This is a genomic window from Immundisolibacter sp. (genome assembly GCF_041601295.1).
GTDB lineage: Bacteria > Pseudomonadota > Gammaproteobacteria > Immundisolibacterales > Immundisolibacteraceae > Immundisolibacter.
This window is the reverse complement of the sequence record NZ_JBFIII010000069.1, coordinates 1-16,463: the sequence shown is the minus strand read 5'-3', so window position 1 is coordinate 16,463 and position 16,463 is coordinate 1. Positions and strand designations below refer to the sequence as shown.

Here is a 16,463-nt window from a genome sequence, read left to right as displayed (position 1 = left end):
GTGCGAATGCCCATCCCTGTTCTCCTCCAGTGGGCCGGGCATCAAGTGGCTCCGGCGATTGTTATCGTCACTGGATTGTCAGTCGTCAGGCACAACCGGGCAAGCCAACACGCCGACGCGCATGACCGCGGTCACGCGGATAGGGCCGCCGACAGTTTGCGGTGCGCCGCGCGCAGCAAGGATTCGGTGGTCGGCCAGTCGATGCACGGATCGGTCACCGACACGCCGTAGCGCAGCTGCGTCAGATCCTCGGGGATCGGCTGGTTTCCGGCCTCGATGTTGCTCTCCAGCATCAAGCCGACGATGGAACGATTGCCTTCCAGCATCTGGTTGACGCAGTTTTCCAACACCAGGCCCTGCAGCTCGGGCTTCTTGCTGCAGTTGGCGTGGCTGCAATCGACAACGATGTTTTGCGACAGGCTGGCCTTGGTCAGCGCCTCTTCGGTCAGCGCCACCGCCACCGAGTCATAGTTGGGCCGCTCGTGGCCACCACGCAGTACCAGATGGCCATAAGCATTGCCACGGGTTCGGATCACCGCCGATTGGCCCTGCAGGTTGATCCCCAGAAAGCTGTGCGGGCGCGCCGCCGACTTGATGGCGTTGATCGCAATCTCGATACCGCCGTCGGTACCGTTCTTGAAACCCACGGGCGTGGACAGGCCGCTGGACATCTCGCGGTGGGTCTGCGATTCGGTGGTACGGGCACCAATCGCGGTCCAGGTGATCAGATCGTGCAGGTACTGCGGCATGATCGGGTCCAGCGCCTCGGTACCCGCCGGCAGGCCCATTTCGGCCAGCTCCAGCAACAGCGCCCGCGCCTTGGACACGCCCTCTTCGATGTGGAAGGAATCGTCCATGCGCGGATCGTTGATCAGGCCCTTCCAGCCGGTGGAGGTCCGCGGCTTCTCGAAGTAAACGCGCATGATCACCAGCAGCGTGTCCTTCACTTCCTCGGCCAGCGCGCGCAAGCGACCGGCGTAATCGCGGGCCGCCGCAAGATCGTGAATGGAGCATGGCCCGACCACCACGAAGCGGCGCGGGTCACGCCGGTCCAGGATGGCTTGCAAGGCCGCGCGCCCTTCAAGCACGGCGCGCTCGGCGGCCGGCGTCAAGGGTAGGCGGGCACACACCTCGGCCGGCGTGGGCATCAGCTGCTGCGCAGCGACGTTGATATTGGTCAGCTTGTCCATGGGAAGGCGGTAAATGCTGTCGCGACAATCTATCGCGGGGGCGGACATTGTATCGGCTGGCGAGCAAGCACCGTTAAACGCCGTCCCGGCGTCAAAATGCAAGACACCCGACACGGGGCCAGGCGCATTCGGCGCGTCAAGATGGTGGGCGATGCTGGGATCGAACCAGCGACCCCTACCGTGTGAAGGTAGTGCTCTACCGCTGAGCTAATCGCCCCCTTGAGGGCGGCGGATTTTAGGGTCCGGGGCTCCCCCGGTCAAACCCGGAACGTAGCGGACCGCACCGCTACAATAGACCGTCCCGCCGCCCGTCCCAGGATTCCCATGAGCGTCCGCAGCCGTTTCGCGCCCAGCCCCACCGGCTACCTGCACATCGGCGGCGCGCGCACGGCTTTGTTCGCCTGGCTGTACGCGCGACACCACGGCGGCACTTTCATCCTGCGCATCGAGGACACCGATCGCGAGCGCTCCAGCGTGGAGTCGGTCAATGCCATCCTGGAGGGCATGACCTGGCTGGGCCTGAGCTACGACGAGGGCCCGTTCTACCAGACCGAACGCTTTGAGCGCTATGACGCGGTGCTGGGCCAGATGCTGGCGGCCGGACACGCCTACCGCTGCTACTGTAGCCAGGATGAACTGACCGCCATGCGCGAAGCGCAAATGGCCCGCAAGGACAAGCCGCGCTACGACGGGCGTTGCCGCCACCTTCAGACTCCGCCACCGGGCAACCCACCGTCGGTGATCCGCTTTCGCAATCCGCAGGACGGCGACGTGGTGGTGGACGACCTGATCCGCGGTCGCGTCGCGTTCAGCAACAGCGAACTCGACGACCTGGTACTGGCGCGCACCGACGGCACACCGACCTACAACTTCACCGTGGTGGTGGACGACATGGACATGGGCGTGAGCTGCGTCATCCGCGGCGACGACCACCTCAACAACACGCCGCGTCAGATCAATATCCTGCACGCGCTCGGCGCCGACACGCCGCAATACGCTCACGTACCCATGATCCTGGGCGCCGACGGCAAACGCCTGTCCAAACGCCACGGCGCCGTCAGCGTGATGCAGTACTGCGAGGAAGGCTACCTCCCGGAGGCGCTGCTGAACTACCTGGTGCGCCTGGGCTGGTCGCATGGCGATCAGGAGGTGTTTACGCTGGACGAACTGGTGGCACTGTTCGACGTGGAGCGGGTCAACCGCGCCGCCGCGGTGTTCAATCCTGACAAGCTGCTATGGCTGAACCAGCACTACCTGAAGACCTCCACGCCCGAACATGTGGCCCGGCACCTGGGTCCGTTTCTGGGCCGTCTGGGGGTGGACCCGGCGCTCGACGGACCGCCGCTCACCCAGGCGGTACTGGCGCTGCGCGAACGCAGCAAGACCCTGGTCGAAATGGCCGACAAGGCGTTGCCGTTTTACCGCGAGTTCGAAAGCTACGAGCCGGCCGCCGCCGCCAAGCACCTTACCGCCGCGACTGCCGAGCCATTGCTGGCCGTGTATACCCAACTTGAGCAACTCACGGATTGGTCGGCGTCGACCTTGCAGGCGGCCCTGGAAACCGTCGCCGAGCAGTGCCATCTGAAGTTCGGACAACTGGCCCAGCCGCTGCGCGTGGCGCTCTGCGGCAGCGCCGTGTCGCCCACCATCGACACGACTTTGCTGCTGATCGGTCGCGGCCGCGTGCTGGGACGCTTGCAACGGGCCCTGCGCTGGCTTGAAACGCACGGCACAGCTTGACACTTGACGGATGCAATCAGTAAAGTTCGCGCCCCTTGCACGGGGCCATAGCTCAGCTGGGAGAGCGCAACACTGGCAGTGTTGAGGTCGGCGGTTCGATCCCGCCTGGCTCCACCAAACCCCCGCGGCGGGCGCACCGCACCCGCTCACGGTTTCCCGTTAAGTCCCCATCGTCTAGAGGCCTAGGACACTGCCCTTTCACGGCGGCAACAGGGGTTCGAATCCCCTTGGGGACGCCATTAGCTTTACTATCGGGCAAGCAGCACGCCGCTCGTAGCAATGGCCGCACCGGCCTCGTGGCATCGTGCTGACACAGTTAGCGCTGGGTACCTGGCCGGTAACAGCGCCCAAAACGCACGGAGGGACCGGCATGACGGCCAGACTGGAACTGGGTTACCTGGGATTTGAGGTATCCGACCCCGCAGCGTGGGACCGGCTGCTGACCCAGGTCGTTGGCCTCACCGCCAACGGCGAAAACAATGACGGCTCGCGCGCCTACCGCATGGACGAGTTCGCGCAACGCATGTTCGTGCGCGAGGGTCCCGCGGATGACGTGTGCGCCGTCGGGCTGGCGGCCTACAACCGTGACGAGTTCGACGCACTGTGCGCCCGACTGCGCGCCGCTGGTATCGAACTACAAACCGGCACGCCGGATGAACTGCGCGCCCGTCACGTCGATCATCTGGTCCGTTTCAAAGACCCGTGGGGCAACCCGCTCGAACTGTGCCTGGGCCTGAAGACGTCCCCAACACCGTTTGGCTCGCCGGTGCAGCCCGGTGGCTTCGTCACCGGCGACATGGGCATGGGTCACCTGATCCTGGTGATGCCGGATCTGGAAGCGGCGGTGCCGTTCTACACCGACGTCATCGGCATGTCGGTATCCGACACCGGCGCCGAGGAATGGGCTGGCATCGTGTTGTCCGCCGTTTTTCTGTATTCCAACCCGCGCCACCACTCAATTGCACTGGCCGGCGGCGTGCCTGCCATCAAGCGCATCGCGCACTTCGAGGTGCACGTGCCAACCATCGACGAGGTCGGCCTGGCATGGGACCGCACGCGTAGCGCCGGTGTCGAGATCACGCACATGCCCGGTCGCCACACCGAGGGCGTGTATTCGTTTTACGGACGCACGCCGTCCGGCTTCGAATACGAAGTCGGCACCGACGGCTTTCGCGTGGACGAGCACTGGCGCCAACGCCACCTGTCGCGCTTTACCCTGTGGGGCCACCATGTGCCGACGCCGGCCGAGGCTGCGACCTAACGCGTGAGCCGCGCGGTCGCTCTCATTTACCCGTGGCGAGCCGCACCTACGGCTTGCTAATCCTTGAACGCCTCGACCGGAATTATCAATTTAACCTGGTCGCCGATGCCGGGCAGGTATTTCACCATGCCGTAATCGGAGCGCTTGATGGCGGCCGTGGCGTTGGCGCCGCACAGCGGTTTTTTATTGATTGGATGCACGGCGCAGTGCAGGCCGCCGATGGTGAGGGTGAGCGGCTTGGTCACGCCAAGCAGAGTGAACTGGCCTTCGGCACCGACCAGTTTGTCGCCATCGAAAACCAGTTTTTCCGACTTGAATCGCATGGTCGGAAATTTTTCGACGTTGAAGAATTCGTCTGAACGCATGCGCTCGTCCCATTCGTCGAATCCCATGTCGATGGACGCGGAGTCGATGGTGACATCGATTGCGCCGGCTCTCGCCGCAAGATCGAGCTGGATGTTGCCCGTAACCTTGTTGAACCGACCGCGCTGGATGGAGAAACCGAGGTGATCGATCTCGAACACGGGGCAGGTGTGGTACGGATCTATAGCGTACGAATCCACCGCTAATGCCGGCATGGCAATAGCGGAGGTGAATAGAGCGACCGCGAGTTGCGTCTTCATCCAATATCTCCTTATGAATGACCAGCGCAGGCTTGTCCGCTTTTAGGTGACTGCTTCCGGCGCCGTTGACTCAAGCCTTCGTAGCGCATGTAGAACGCAGCGGAATGCGGGGGTGGCAGTCAACTATCCAGGATTCCTGCGCACCATCCAAGCTACGCTTACTGACCCAAATCCGGGATCATTGAATCGATACCGTTGTCCTGAAAAGAAATACCGTATGCCGCTTCAGCATCGAACCGACGCCACTGGCGAACGCGCATAGCCCTCTGTCGTGTCGACCTAGTCATATTCATCCAACTGTATATTATGCTTGCCAATTTAAAAATTATCCAAAAAATCGAGACACTCATAAGATGTCGCAATATTTGTGTATGTGCTTTTTCAATAAATTTGAGAAGCATACTTCTTTGGTCCAGTGTTAATTCATCAAAAGCGTGCTGAAACTCAGAATCAAAGTGCTCAAATAATCTTTTATGTGCGTAGAGATTCAAAGCGACAATAGCAATCAAACGTAAAAAAGAAAGGTTATGTGTGAACCGTATCATCCCATTCAACGTCTCCCTGACTAGCCTATACGCTGGTTCATGGAAGCCGATTTTGCCTTCGAGTGCCGCGTTGAACAGTTCAGACCGTATCAAAAAAAGTCTGTGGCGTGTTCGTGCGATATGGAAATCTCTATGAATTGTGAAAAACATAAACCAAAGAATAAGAAACGTAGAACTTGTGATCACCCATATCAAATGAGAATAAATCATCACTCGTCCCCCGGATTTGTTTCACCCGTATTAGTCAATCCACTAGAGCTGCGTCGAGGATCGAAGTATCTTTCCAATAACTCAATCCTCATCCCCATATCATGAATTACCTTAGTACGTAATTTTTTCTGTCGAACCGCGTAGAGAAGAGCGACAATTACAATTAGCGCCAAGGCAACTGACCAGAATAAAAACAGGCCCGGGTAAATGCACAAGCCAGTTGTCGTGCATCCCCCTTTGGGATTAAAACTAATTAACCCTGAAAATAATATCTGAATATCCGCATTCGTATTAGCGTTCTTAAGTTCTCGGACGATTTTTAGTACAGAATCGCCTACAAACCAAATAGGAAGACACGGCCCAGCCCATTTCAAAAAGATTACAGTGGGGGACCCTGTCAAACGTACGAACCCTGCGGCCAGAGCCTTACCTAGCGTCCATCTATCGTCTAACCGCCGACCGTCACCCACCCCTCGCCGGTTTTTGTCGTCCATCAGATCTAGCTCCATCTTTTTGACAAGTCTAGAATGCGCCTGATGCGCTGAGAGGGGACAAACCCGCGTTGAATGCGCAAAAGAAGGAAGCACAACGTCCAGTGGCCCATGAGCACCACTCTCCTAGATCAACGCGCGCAAACAGCGCTCATTGAGTAGCTACCACTGAACGCCATCGCGGCGGTTTATAACATGGTGCTCCCGCCATTAACACTAATCACCTGCCCGGTAACAAAGGAAGCAGCCGTCGACGCAAGAAAGCTCACCACGGACGCGATTTCGTTCATTTCGCCGGGCCGGCCCTTCGGGATGACGCTGACGAACTTGTCGAACATCTGCGGATAAGCCTGGATCAGTTCATCGACCTGCTCGGTGCGCACGGCGCACGGCGCGACGGTATTGAAGGTGATGTCCTGGGCAGCGAACTCGCGCGCCAGGCCGGTGGTCAGGCCATGCACACCGCCCTTGGCGGCGTTGTAGGCGGCGTGGTCCCACAGGCCATTGCGCACCGAATCGGCGCCGATGCTCACGACACGTCCGTAGCCTTGCTTGAGCATGACCGGCAACGCCACGCGGCAGGCCCACAGCACGGTCCACAGGTTGCGATTGATGGTGGTGTGTAGCGTTTCTGGCGTGTGCTCCAGAAACGGCTTGATCACGCCGCCACCGGCGTTGTTGACCAGGATGTCGATGCGCCCGAAGGCCGCCAGCGCGGCATCCACCATGGCCTGATTGGCCTCCTCGCTGGCAAGATCGGCCACGTGGCAGGCGGTACGCACGCCGTATTCGGCGCCGATGGCAGCGGCAGTGGCCTTCAAGGTTTCGCCATCCATGTCGGCCAGCAGCAGATCGGCGCCCTCACGCGCCAGTTCGCGGGCAATGGCGCGGCCAATGCCCCGGGCGGCGCCGCTGACGATGGCCACGCGGCCTCCATGCAGGCCAGTTTGCGGGCCCATCGGTCAGCCCTCGCTCGCAGGCTCGAAGCGCCCGGTCGATGCAAACCGCGGGTCGGGCACGTTGCCCCAGTAGTCGAGCGATTCGGGCCGGGCCTCCAGCACGCGCGCCTTGCGCGGCCGTTCCTCGGGAAACTCTTCCATGCCAAAGCTGTACTCCAGGGTCATGCCGTCCGGGTCCAGGAAGTACAGGAAGATGCTGCCCGACGGCGGGTGGCGGCCGGGGCCGTAGACAATCGGCACGTCGTTGCGTTTGATGCGTGTCAGCGCGCAACCGATGTCGTCGATGTCGGTGACCATGAAGTTGACGTGATTCAGACCCGGCTCCTTGCGCGTGGCCGCAGCGTTACCGATGCCCAGCGAGTGGTGATACGGATTCGGAAAGCAACGTGTGAAGGCGATGAAGCCGTCGACGTAATCCGAGATTCGGAAGTTGAGCGTTTCCTTGAAGAACCTGACCGCCTCCGGCCAGCGATCCAGATTGAGCACCACATGTCCCAGGCGGGCGATCTTGGTGACGGTCGGCGTGTAGGTGCTGCCGTGCTCGAGCTGGCCTTCGTAGAACTCGAAGGTCAGCCCGCTGAACGGCTCCTTTATGCGGATGGTGCGCTGCTGGCGCAGGGCGCGGCATTCGTCGGCCGGCAGTTCGACCGGATTCAGGCCAACCTTTTGCAAGTGCGCGAACAGGTGATCGAGTTCCTCGGGCTGCTCCATTTCCCAGCCGACGCGTTTCAGGCCCGGCTCGCCGCCCTCGTACAGCACCACGTTGTGATGATCGGCGCTGCAGGAAAAAAACGCCGGACCGCTGTCGACCTGTTCGTTCAGCTGCAAGCCGACCAGGTCGCGATAGAACGGCACCGATCTGGCCATATCGCTCACGTTCAGGGCGACGTAGCCGAGCTTTTTGTAACGGAACATGGGTTTCTCCTCGCGTTAGGTCCGTGTCTAAAGGAGCCCTGACCAAATGGCTGGCGTTCATGGTTCGACAAGCTCACAACGAACGCAGTCAGTAAGGTACCGCTCGTCCTGAGCCTGTCGAAGGGCTTGTTTGGCGCTTCCTTTTAAAGAATGGCGCTGATCATGCCGTGCGGGCGCAGACCGTCGATGTCCAGCATCACCCGTTTGCTGCGGATGCGCAGGCCGTCGGTGGTGCGCGCCAGCCGGTACACCACGTGACAGACGAAGGTATCCAGGTTCTGCCGCTTGGCGCGATAGACCACCTGGTTGGTCGCCACCGACAGGCTGGATTCGTCCTGCTCCAGGATGCGCACATTGTGAATGGCGTGGCGCACCTTGGAGTGCGGGAATTCAACGTGCGCGGTACGCCGCGTGAGCCGCTTGGCGCGCTGCACCAGGCGGTGGTGGTCGTCGTTGATGATGAACAGGGCCTCGTTCTTGTCGGCATTGGGCAATTCCATGGGCGGCACCAGGTATTCGCCATCCTCGGTGAACAGCTCGGCCCACTCCATGGTCTTCCATTCGTCCAGCAGGGCCGCTTCGTGGTAGAGGAAGTCCTCGACCTCGGCCCGGGTCAACATGCTCATAATTCCCCCGTGTTTAGCGTGATCCGTGGCACAGGGATGTGCCACCAACTCGACGTCTTCCAGACGTCGAGTTGAAGGAATTCGAAAGTCACGCCTTTCGGACTCCGTGGTCTGAGAAGTCCAGGTTGGGCTTATTCAGACTTTCTCGTGCCGGGCAGCGCCCATGAGTTCGTCCCAGCGAATCCAGAACGAGCGCATCTGCACCTCATCGTCGCCCTGGTTGTTGTCCGGTCGGTTCATGCCCTTGGAAATATCGTTCCAGCCGACTTCCGGCATGTTCTGGTAGGCCTGCTGGCACAGTTCGAGCATTTCCACATCGTCCGGCGTGGCGAAGCCGGCCGGGCCCAGGAACTCGTTGAAGTTGTACTGCCGCCAGGCGCGCATTTCCTGATGCTCACCACGCGGCGCCAGTGACCAGGCGGTCACTTCCAGATAGCCCGGGTTGATTGGCTGGAAGGTGCGAATGGTCAGCCCCATGATGTCGTTGATGATGAGGTTCGGAAATATCAGGATGTTGCGGTTCCAGTTGGCGATGCGGTCCGCCCGCTGCTCGCCCAGTCGGCTGGCAAGTTCCGCCTTGACCCGACCGACCTCCTCCTTGCCCGACTCGCCCCATTGCGGCACCCACTGAGCCACCGGCCGGCCCCAGGGCGCCTGGTACTCGATAACCGCGTGGCCATTGCCCAGGCTCTTGCCGCCGCCACCAACCTCGTGGGGATTGAAATCCTCACGGAACACGCCGACCGTGGCGCGCAGGTAATCGAAATAGGACGCGTGGGCGGTGATGGCGTGGTAGCCATCGGCGCTGTTCTCGTACAGCAATTTCCAGTTTGCACGCATGGAGTAGGCCTGCTCGCCGGGGGTCACTTCCATGCCGTGCTCGCCCTGATCGGCCACCACGTCCAGGTACTCGGCAGCACCGGCGAGGTAAGTTTTCAGGTCCACGGCCTCCGGATCGAAGTTCACGAACACGAAATCGCGATAACTGTCGACCTTGGCCGGTGACTTCAGATCCTTGGCGCCGTTGGCGAAGAAATCGTCGGGAAAACCGCTGGCACCTGGCTGCTCGACCATGCCGCCACGGGTGTCGTAGGTCCAGCCGTGGTAGGGGCAGGTCAGACGCTTGGCGTTGCCCTGCCTCTCGCGACACACGATGGCGCCGCGATGCGTGCAGGTATTGAAGTAGACCCGCGGCTGGTCGTCCTCGCCACGCCACAGGAAAAGCTGCCGGCCGCCGACCTTGCGGACCACGAAGTCGCCGGGCTTGGGTATTTCCGACGCATGGCCGACGTAGAGCCAGCAGCGACTGAAGATTTCTGCGCGCTCCTTGTCCAGCACGGCCTGGTCTGTAAATGCCCAGCGCGGCACCAGAAATTCGCACCGCTCCGGGTCGATACGGATGAAATGCGTGTCACTTAGGCCGGCATCGCGGGGTTTGTTCATGAGATGTCTCCGGTTTTACGCCAACGCCTCACGCCGGCCTATCGATCGTTTACTTTAATCGTCTCTGGGCACTGACGGATACTCCAGCTTCACACACCCACCCGACGTCGAACAGCAAAAACCGGCGTTGGTTAGAATCGGGCGTCCCCGCCCAGGAACCCATCATGTTCAATCCCGCCCAGTTCAGCCCCGCCATCCAGCAACGCCGACGCGGCATGCCGCTGACCCATGACCAACGCCACCCGGCCCGCGCGGCGCCGCGTATCTTCGCCGACAGCGCCAATATCCGCGACATCGAGCCGCTGTACCGGGCCGGCATCATCAACGGCGTGACCACCAATCCGACCCTGGTCAAGAAAGCCGGCGCCAACTCCTGGCAGCAGGCCAAGGAAATGCTAACCGAGATTCTGATCTTGCTGGCCCCCAACCCGGTCAGCCTGGAGCTGACCGCGCTGACGCCCGAGGCCATGCTGGCGCAGGCACAGGAGCTGGCGGCGCTCGGTAGCAATGCGGTCATCAAGGTACCGGTCGGCGGCTACCGGACGGTCGACACGAATGCCGATCCGCTCACCGGGCTCAAGGTGATCCGCGAACTGTGGCAGCAACGCATCCACACCAACGCCACACTGGTGTTCAACACCACGCAGGCGTTCTGGGCCGCCAACGCGGGCGCCAGTTGCGTGAGTCCGTTCCTGGGTCGGGTAGCGGATTACCTGGCCAAGCACGACGACGAGCTGGGCTCACCGGGCAACTCGCTGTACCAGACCGGCCGGGAGGCGCGTTTTCACAACACCGAATACGTCGCCTGCGGCGGCTCGCGGCAGGACTCCGGCTCGCGGCTGGTACAGGAAATCGTCACGGTGTTCGCCCACTACGACATCCGCACCGAAGTGCTGGCGGCCAGCATCCGCAACCCTGCACAGCTGACCGAAATGCTGCTCGCCGGTGCCGACATCCTGACCGTGCCAGCCGCGATACTGGCCGGTGTGGCCGACCACCCGCTGACCGATCTGGGCATGCAGGCGTTTTGCGCCGATGCCGAGGTGTTCAGTCGCTAAGGAGCCGCTGACTGCATTCAGCGGCTCGCGCAGCGCACGGACGCACTGTCGTATCGGTCGAAGCTTTGCCGACGCAATCCCGCGCGTGGCGACGGGCCATCCCGGCCACCGCGGGAAGCCCCGCATATTGCAGCGTTTTCCGTCAACCCAGCGGATGAAAATTGCCGCTGCGCTGCGCCAGTGGGGATGCTTGTGGTTCAATAGGGGGATTTTCTGTCTAGGCTGACGCTCTCCCCCCAACCTTGCCGTGCCCACGGGCTCCGTCATTGAAAAAAACCGATATAGCCGATCCGCAACATTTTCATAAAGTAGTCGACTGTCAGTGGGCCTGTCCGGCCCATACCAACGTGCCCGAATACATACGGCTGATCTCCGCCGGGCGCTACACCGACTCGTATATGCTGAACTGGTACTCGAACGTGTTCCCGGGCGTCCTCGGGCGCACCTGCGATCGGCCATGCGAGCCGGCCTGTCGCCGCGGCCGTGTGGAAGACAAGCCGGTCGCGATCTGCCGCCTGAAGCGCGTCGCGGCCGATCTGAAGGACGACATAACGCCCTATTTGCCAGCCATCCCCACTGACAAGAATGGCAAACGCATTGCCTTGGTGGGCGCCGGCCCCGCTTCGCTGGCGGTGGCGCGCGACCTGATACCGCTCGGCTATGAGGTGGTGCTGTACGAAAAAGAACCACGCGGTGGCGGCGCCATGCGCAGCCAGATTCCGGCCTTCCGGTTGCCCGAATCGGTACTGGATGAGGAAGTTGACTGCATTCTCAACATGGGCGTGGAATGCCGCTTTGGGCAACCTGTACAGAGCATGGGCTGGTTGCTAAAGCAGGGTTTCGATGCCGTATTCGTCGGCTCCGGGGCCCCAAACGGGCGGGACCTCGAAATTCCTGGCCGTCAGGAAGCCCGCGCCAATATTCACATCGGCATCGACTGGCTGGCCTCGGTCGCCTTCGAACACGTCAATAAAATCGGCAAGCGGGTGGTGGTGATCGGCGGCGGCAACACGGCCATGGATTGCTGCCGCACGGCGCTACGCCTGGGTGGCGAGCAAGTCACGGTGACCGTGCGCAGTGGCTTTGACGAGATGAAAGCCTCGCCGTGGGAAAAAGAAGACGCCGCACACGAGGGCATTCCGATCCTGGACTACCACGCGCCGAAGTCCTTCGAGCTCGAAAACGGCCGCCTGACCGGGGTCTGGTTCGAGAAAATGCGCGCCGAGTATGACCAACGCGGCCGACGCACGCTGCTGCCGACCGGCGAGGCGCCGGTGCTGATCCCCTGCGATGACGTGCTGATGGCCATCGGCCAGGAAAATGCGTTCCCGTGGATCGAACGCGACATCGGCATCGAGTTCGACCAGGCGGACATGCCCAAGCTCGACCCGGACACCTTGCAGTCGACCCACCCGCAGGTGTTTTTCGGTGGCGACGCAGCCTTGGGTCCCAAGAATATTATCTGGGCCGTGGCGCACGGCCATGCCGCGGCGATCTCCATCGACCTGCTGTGCCAGGGTGGTGATCTGAAGACCGACCGGCCAGCGGTGGGAGTGACCCTGGTCAGCCAGAAGATGGGTATGCACGACTGGAGCTACGGCAACGACTTCTCGGCCGCCGGGCGCTTTGCCGTGCCCCACGCCGACAAGTTCAAGACACTCAAGAACATCAAGATCGAAGTGGAACTGGGCTTCGACGTCGAGCTGGCCTACAAGGAAGCCGCCCGTTGCCTTAATTGCGACGTGCAGACCGTGTTCACCGAGAGCCTGTGCATCGAGTGCGACGCCTGCGTCGACATCTGCCCGGAAGACTGCATCACCTTCACCAGCAACGGCGAGGAATCGGACCTGCGCACGCGGCTGCTGGCGCCAGCGACCAACCTGGACCAGCCGCTGTACGTGTCCGACCCGGTGCCGACCGGGCGGGTCATGGTCAAGGACGAGGATGTGTGCCTGCACTGCGGCTTCTGTGCCGAACGGTGCCCAACCGGCGCCTGGGACATGCAGAAATCCTCCATCAAACTCCCGCAAGCAGGTGGCACATGTCACGTCTAGCCAAGGTCAACGAATTCGTCCTGCGCTTCGCCAACGTCAACGGCACCGGCTCGGCCAGTGCCAATGGTCTGGTGGCGCGGGCGCTATTTCGCATGGGCCTGCCGGTCGGGCCAAAGAACATCTTCCCGTCCAACATCCAGGGCCTGCCCACCTGGTTCGAAATCCGCGTCAGCGAAGCCGGCTACACCGGTCGCCGCGGCACGGTGGACCTGATGGTGGCGATGAATGGCCAGACCTTCGCCGAGGACGTGCGCAGCGTGGAACCGGGCGGCTACCTGTTGTACGACTCGTCCAAGCCCCTGGCGCCCGAGTTGCGCCGCAGTGACATCAACTTCCTGGACGTGCCGCTGACCGAACTGGTGACGCGCGAGTTCGCCAATCCGCGCCAGCGCCTGCTGTTCAAGAATATCGTTTACGTCGGCGTGCTGTCGGCGTTGCTGAACATCGAGCCGGAAGTGGTCGAACAGATGATCGGCGAGCAGTTCCAGGGTAAGGAAAAACTGATCCCGCCCAACATCAAGGCCTTTCAGTTGGGCCATGCAGCGGCCACGGAGCGCTTTGCCTGCCCGCTGCCCATGCACGCCGAGCGACGCGACGCGATCGGCGATCGCATCCTCATGGACGGCAACTCGGCGGCGGGCCTGGGCTGCGTGTACGCCGGTGCGACGGTTGCCGCCTGGTATCCGATCACACCCTCCACCTCGCTGGTGGATGCGTTCAGCGCCTATTGCGAGGAGTTTCGCGTCAACCCGGACGGCAGCAAGCGTTACGCCATCCTGCAGGCGGAAGACGAGCTCGCCGCCATCGGCATGGTGGTCGGCGCAGCCTGGAACGGTGCGCGGTCGTTTACCGCCACCAGCGGCCCCGGCGTGTCCCTGATGACCGAATTCCTGGGGCTGGCCTACTACGCGGAAATCCCGGTGGTGTTGTTCGACATTCAGCGCTGCGGGCCGTCCACCGGAATGCCGACCCGCACCCAGCAGCCTGATTTGCTGTCGTCGGCCTACGCCTCGCATGGGGACACCAAGCACGTGCTGCTGTTCCCGGCTTCGCCCAAGGAATGCTTCGAGTTGTCGGTGCAGGCGTTTGATCTGGCCGAACGCCTGCAAACGCCAGTGCTGGTGATGAGCGATCTTGACCTGGGGATGAACGACTGGCTGTCCGAGCCACTGACCTGGGAAGACAGCTATGTCCCGGATCGCGGCAAGGTGCTGACCACCCAGCAGCTCGATGATGGCGTCCAGTTCTACCGCTATCTCGACGTCGACGGCGATGCAATCCCCTACCGCACTTTGCCCGGCACCCACCCGGACAAAGGGGCCTTCTTCACCCGCGGTTCCGGACACGACCGCCTGGGTGCCTACACCGAGGACGGCGCCAAGTACCAGGACAATGTGGATCGCCTGCGCCGCAAGTTCGACACCGCGGCAACCCTGGTGCCGGACGCCATCGTCGAGCGCCAACCCGGCTCCAGCAGCGGTGTGCTGTATTTCGGCACCAGCGCCGAAGTCATGCCCGAGGCACTGGACGCGCTGTCGGCACAGGGCATGGAACTGGACGCGCTGCGGCTGCGTGCCTTCCCGTTCACGCAACAGGTGCATGACTTCATCGCCGGCCACGACACCGTGTTCGTGGTCGAGCAGAATCGCGATGGCCAACTGCGCGCCCTGTTGCTGATCGAGGGCAACCTCAATCCGGCCAAGCTGGTACCCGTGCTCAACTACGACGGCATGCCGGTCACGGCCGATTTTCTTGTTCGCAGCATCGGCGCACACCTCGAACCGGTGCGCGCACTCGCCATGGGAGCCTCCGCGTGAGCTACCTGCCGAAACCCAAGATCCACCACCCGCAGTTGCCCAAGAACGCGCTGGGCCTGACCCGCCGCGATTACGAGGGATCGCTGTCCACGCTGTGCGCCGGCTGCGGCCACGACTCGGTCAGCGCGGCGCTGATCCAGGCCTGCTTCGAACTCGATCTGCCGCCGCACCGGGTCGGCAAACTGTCGGGCATCGGATGCTCGTCCAAGACACCCACCTACTTCCTTGGACCGGCACACGGCTTCAACTCCGTGCACGGCCGCATGCCGTCCATCGCATCCGGCGCCAGCGCCGCCAACCGCGAACTGGTCTATATCGGCGTATCCGGGGACGGCGACACCGCCTCCATAGGCATCGGGCAGTTCATCCACGCCATCCGGCGCGGCGTGAACATGCTCTACATGGTCGAGAACAACGGCACCTACGGCCTGACCAAGGGGCAGTTCTCGGCCACCACGGATCCCGGATCCAAGAACAAGGCCGGCAAGGCCAACGCGTATCCTTCCATCGACCTGGTGCAACTGGCGCTGCAGATGGGCGCCGGCTTTGTCGCACGCAGCTTCTCTGGCGACAAGGAGCAGCTGGTACCGCTGCTGAAGGCGGCCATTGCGTACCCGGGCTTCGCCTTCATTGATGTCATCTCGCCCTGCGTCACCTTCAACAACCACGAAGCCTCGACCAAGAGCTACAGCCACATCCGCCGCCATGAACGGCCGCTGGTGGCCGCCGACTTCGTGCCGCTTGCGCAGGAGATCACCACGGCCTATGCACCCGGCGAACGGGTGGCCGTGACCCTGCACGATGGCTCGACCCTGCACCTGAGAAAGCTGGCGCCGGATTACGACCCGTACGACCGGGCGGGTGCCATGAACTACCTGCAACGCCAGCAGACCGACGGCGCCATACCCACCGGGTTGCTGTACCTGGATGCCGAGCCGATGGAGATGCACGACATGCTAGGCACGGATACCACGGCACTCAACCGGCTGCCCATGCAAAACCTTTGCCCTGGCGCGGCGGCGCTGGACGCCATCAACGCGGCTCTTCGGTAATGCGCCGAACGGCCGGGCGGTGGCTCGCGGCCGGCCTGCTGCTGGCACTGGGCACCGTCGCGCGAGCCGATGCCGGTGCCGAGGACTGGAACGGCTTCGATGTTTCGAATCTGGCTTTGCCCCCGGCCGGCCTCGTGCACGGGGGCCAGCCGCGCAACGGCATTCCTGCCCTGACCGCACCGAAGTTCAAGCCGGTGGGCGAAGTCAGCATGGGCTTCGAGGAACGGGTGGTCGGAGTGGTCATCAATGGCCTGGCACGGGCTTATCCGCGCGCTGTGTTGGTCTGGCACGAGGTGGTCAACGATCGCATCGGCGGGCAGCCATTCGTCATCGTCTACAGCCCACTCAGCGGCGCGGTGGCAAGTTACCGCGCCAGCCTTGACGGACAGGCGGTGGAGTTTGGCGTATCCGGGCTTCTGTATAACAGTGGCACGCTGGCGTTCGATCAGGGCAGTGAATCGCTGTGGCTGCCGGTCGAG

At 62.2% G+C, this 16,463-nt stretch carries 14 protein-coding genes and 3 tRNA genes; 9 read left to right on the top strand and 8 right to left on the bottom strand.

What is annotated here, in order from left to right; translation table 11 throughout:
* Nucleotides 1-131 precede the first annotated feature (131 nt).
* On the bottom strand, nucleotides 132-1,190 hold the full coding sequence (locus ABZF37_RS09985) for a 3-deoxy-7-phosphoheptulonate synthase (RefSeq protein WP_372719443.1): 1,059 nt from the start codon (nucleotides 1,188-1,190) through the stop codon (nucleotides 132-134).
* A 142-nt stretch (nucleotides 1,191-1,332) separates the two neighbouring features.
* Nucleotides 1,333-1,407, bottom strand: a tRNA-Val gene (locus ABZF37_RS09980).
* Between the two features lie 107 nt (nucleotides 1,408-1,514).
* On the opposite strand from ABZF37_RS09980, the gene gltX reads away from it, so the two are divergent.
* The 4 genes from gltX (at nucleotide 1,515) to ABZF37_RS09960 (ending at nucleotide 4,191) form a co-directional block, all read left to right on the top strand.
* Nucleotides 1,515-2,930: a glutamate--tRNA ligase gene (gene gltX, locus ABZF37_RS09975; protein ID WP_372719441.1), complete on the top strand. Its 1,416-nt coding sequence runs from the start codon at nucleotides 1,515-1,517 to the stop codon at nucleotides 2,928-2,930.
* A 41-nt stretch (nucleotides 2,931-2,971) separates the two neighbouring features.
* Nucleotides 2,972-3,047, top strand: a tRNA-Ala gene (locus tag ABZF37_RS09970).
* Between the two features lie 46 nt (nucleotides 3,048-3,093).
* Nucleotides 3,094-3,169 (top strand) — tRNA-Glu (locus ABZF37_RS09965).
* 131 nt (nucleotides 3,170-3,300) lie between these two features.
* On the top strand, nucleotides 3,301-4,191 hold the full coding sequence (locus ABZF37_RS09960) for a VOC family protein (RefSeq protein ID WP_372719439.1): 891 nt from the start codon (nucleotides 3,301-3,303) through the stop codon (nucleotides 4,189-4,191).
* 56 nt (nucleotides 4,192-4,247) lie between these two features.
* On the opposite strand, the gene ABZF37_RS09955 is transcribed toward ABZF37_RS09960, so the two are convergent.
* The 6 genes from ABZF37_RS09955 to ABZF37_RS09930 all read right to left on the bottom strand — a co-directional run bounded on the left by ABZF37_RS09955 (nucleotide 4,248) and on the right by ABZF37_RS09930 (nucleotide 10,003).
* Entirely contained in the window at nucleotides 4,248-4,814 is a 567-nt protein-coding gene (locus ABZF37_RS09955) for a YceI family protein (RefSeq protein WP_372719437.1), read from the bottom strand.
* A 754-nt stretch (nucleotides 4,815-5,568) separates the two neighbouring features.
* Nucleotides 5,569-6,063 carry a hypothetical protein gene (locus ABZF37_RS09950; RefSeq protein ID WP_372719435.1) on the bottom strand — a complete coding sequence of 165 codons (495 nt, stop codon included), beginning with the start codon at nucleotides 6,061-6,063 and terminating at the stop codon, nucleotides 5,569-5,571.
* A 185-nt stretch (nucleotides 6,064-6,248) separates the two neighbouring features.
* Complete coding sequence (locus ABZF37_RS09945; RefSeq protein WP_372719433.1) at nucleotides 6,249-6,986, bottom strand: SDR family NAD(P)-dependent oxidoreductase; 738 nt, start codon at nucleotides 6,984-6,986, stop codon at nucleotides 6,249-6,251.
* Nucleotides 6,987-7,022: 36 nt separating this feature from the next.
* Nucleotides 7,023-7,934: a VOC family protein gene (locus ABZF37_RS09940; RefSeq protein WP_372719430.1), complete on the bottom strand. Its 912-nt coding sequence runs from the start codon at nucleotides 7,932-7,934 to the stop codon at nucleotides 7,023-7,025.
* Between the two features lie 143 nt (nucleotides 7,935-8,077).
* On the bottom strand, nucleotides 8,078-8,560 hold the full coding sequence (locus ABZF37_RS09935; protein ID WP_372719428.1) for an aromatic-ring-hydroxylating dioxygenase subunit beta: 483 nt from the start codon (nucleotides 8,558-8,560) through the stop codon (nucleotides 8,078-8,080).
* A gap of 135 nt (nucleotides 8,561-8,695) precedes the next feature.
* Entirely contained in the window at nucleotides 8,696-10,003 is a 1,308-nt protein-coding gene (locus tag ABZF37_RS09930; RefSeq protein WP_372719426.1) for an aromatic ring-hydroxylating dioxygenase subunit alpha, read from the bottom strand.
* 164 nt (nucleotides 10,004-10,167) lie between these two features.
* Here ABZF37_RS09930 and ABZF37_RS09925 point away from each other — a divergent pair, with 164 nt between their 5' ends.
* From ABZF37_RS09925 to ABZF37_RS09905, 5 genes are all read left to right on the top strand, one after another.
* A complete protein-coding gene (locus ABZF37_RS09925; RefSeq protein ID WP_372719424.1) occupies nucleotides 10,168-11,061 on the top strand; it encodes a transaldolase family protein in 894 nt (297 codons plus the stop codon).
* 266 nt (nucleotides 11,062-11,327) lie between these two features.
* Nucleotides 11,328-13,115: an FAD-dependent oxidoreductase gene (locus tag ABZF37_RS09920; RefSeq protein ID WP_372719421.1), complete on the top strand. Its 1,788-nt coding sequence runs from the start codon at nucleotides 11,328-11,330 to the stop codon at nucleotides 13,113-13,115.
* Nucleotides 13,103-14,932 (top strand): 2-oxoacid:acceptor oxidoreductase subunit alpha, encoded by a 1,830-nt coding sequence (locus ABZF37_RS09915; RefSeq protein WP_372719419.1) that lies wholly within the window; start codon nucleotides 13,103-13,105, stop codon nucleotides 14,930-14,932. Before ABZF37_RS09920 ends, ABZF37_RS09915 begins: the two co-directional genes overlap by 13 nt.
* Nucleotides 14,929-15,984: a 2-oxoacid:ferredoxin oxidoreductase subunit beta gene (locus ABZF37_RS09910; protein ID WP_372719417.1), complete on the top strand. Its 1,056-nt coding sequence runs from the start codon at nucleotides 14,929-14,931 to the stop codon at nucleotides 15,982-15,984. Before ABZF37_RS09915 ends, ABZF37_RS09910 begins: the two co-directional genes overlap by 4 nt.
* A partial coding sequence (locus ABZF37_RS09905) for a DUF3179 domain-containing (seleno)protein (protein ID WP_372719415.1) occupies nucleotides 15,984-16,463 on the top strand: 480 nt, incomplete at its 3' end. The genes ABZF37_RS09910 and ABZF37_RS09905, both read left to right, overlap by 1 nt.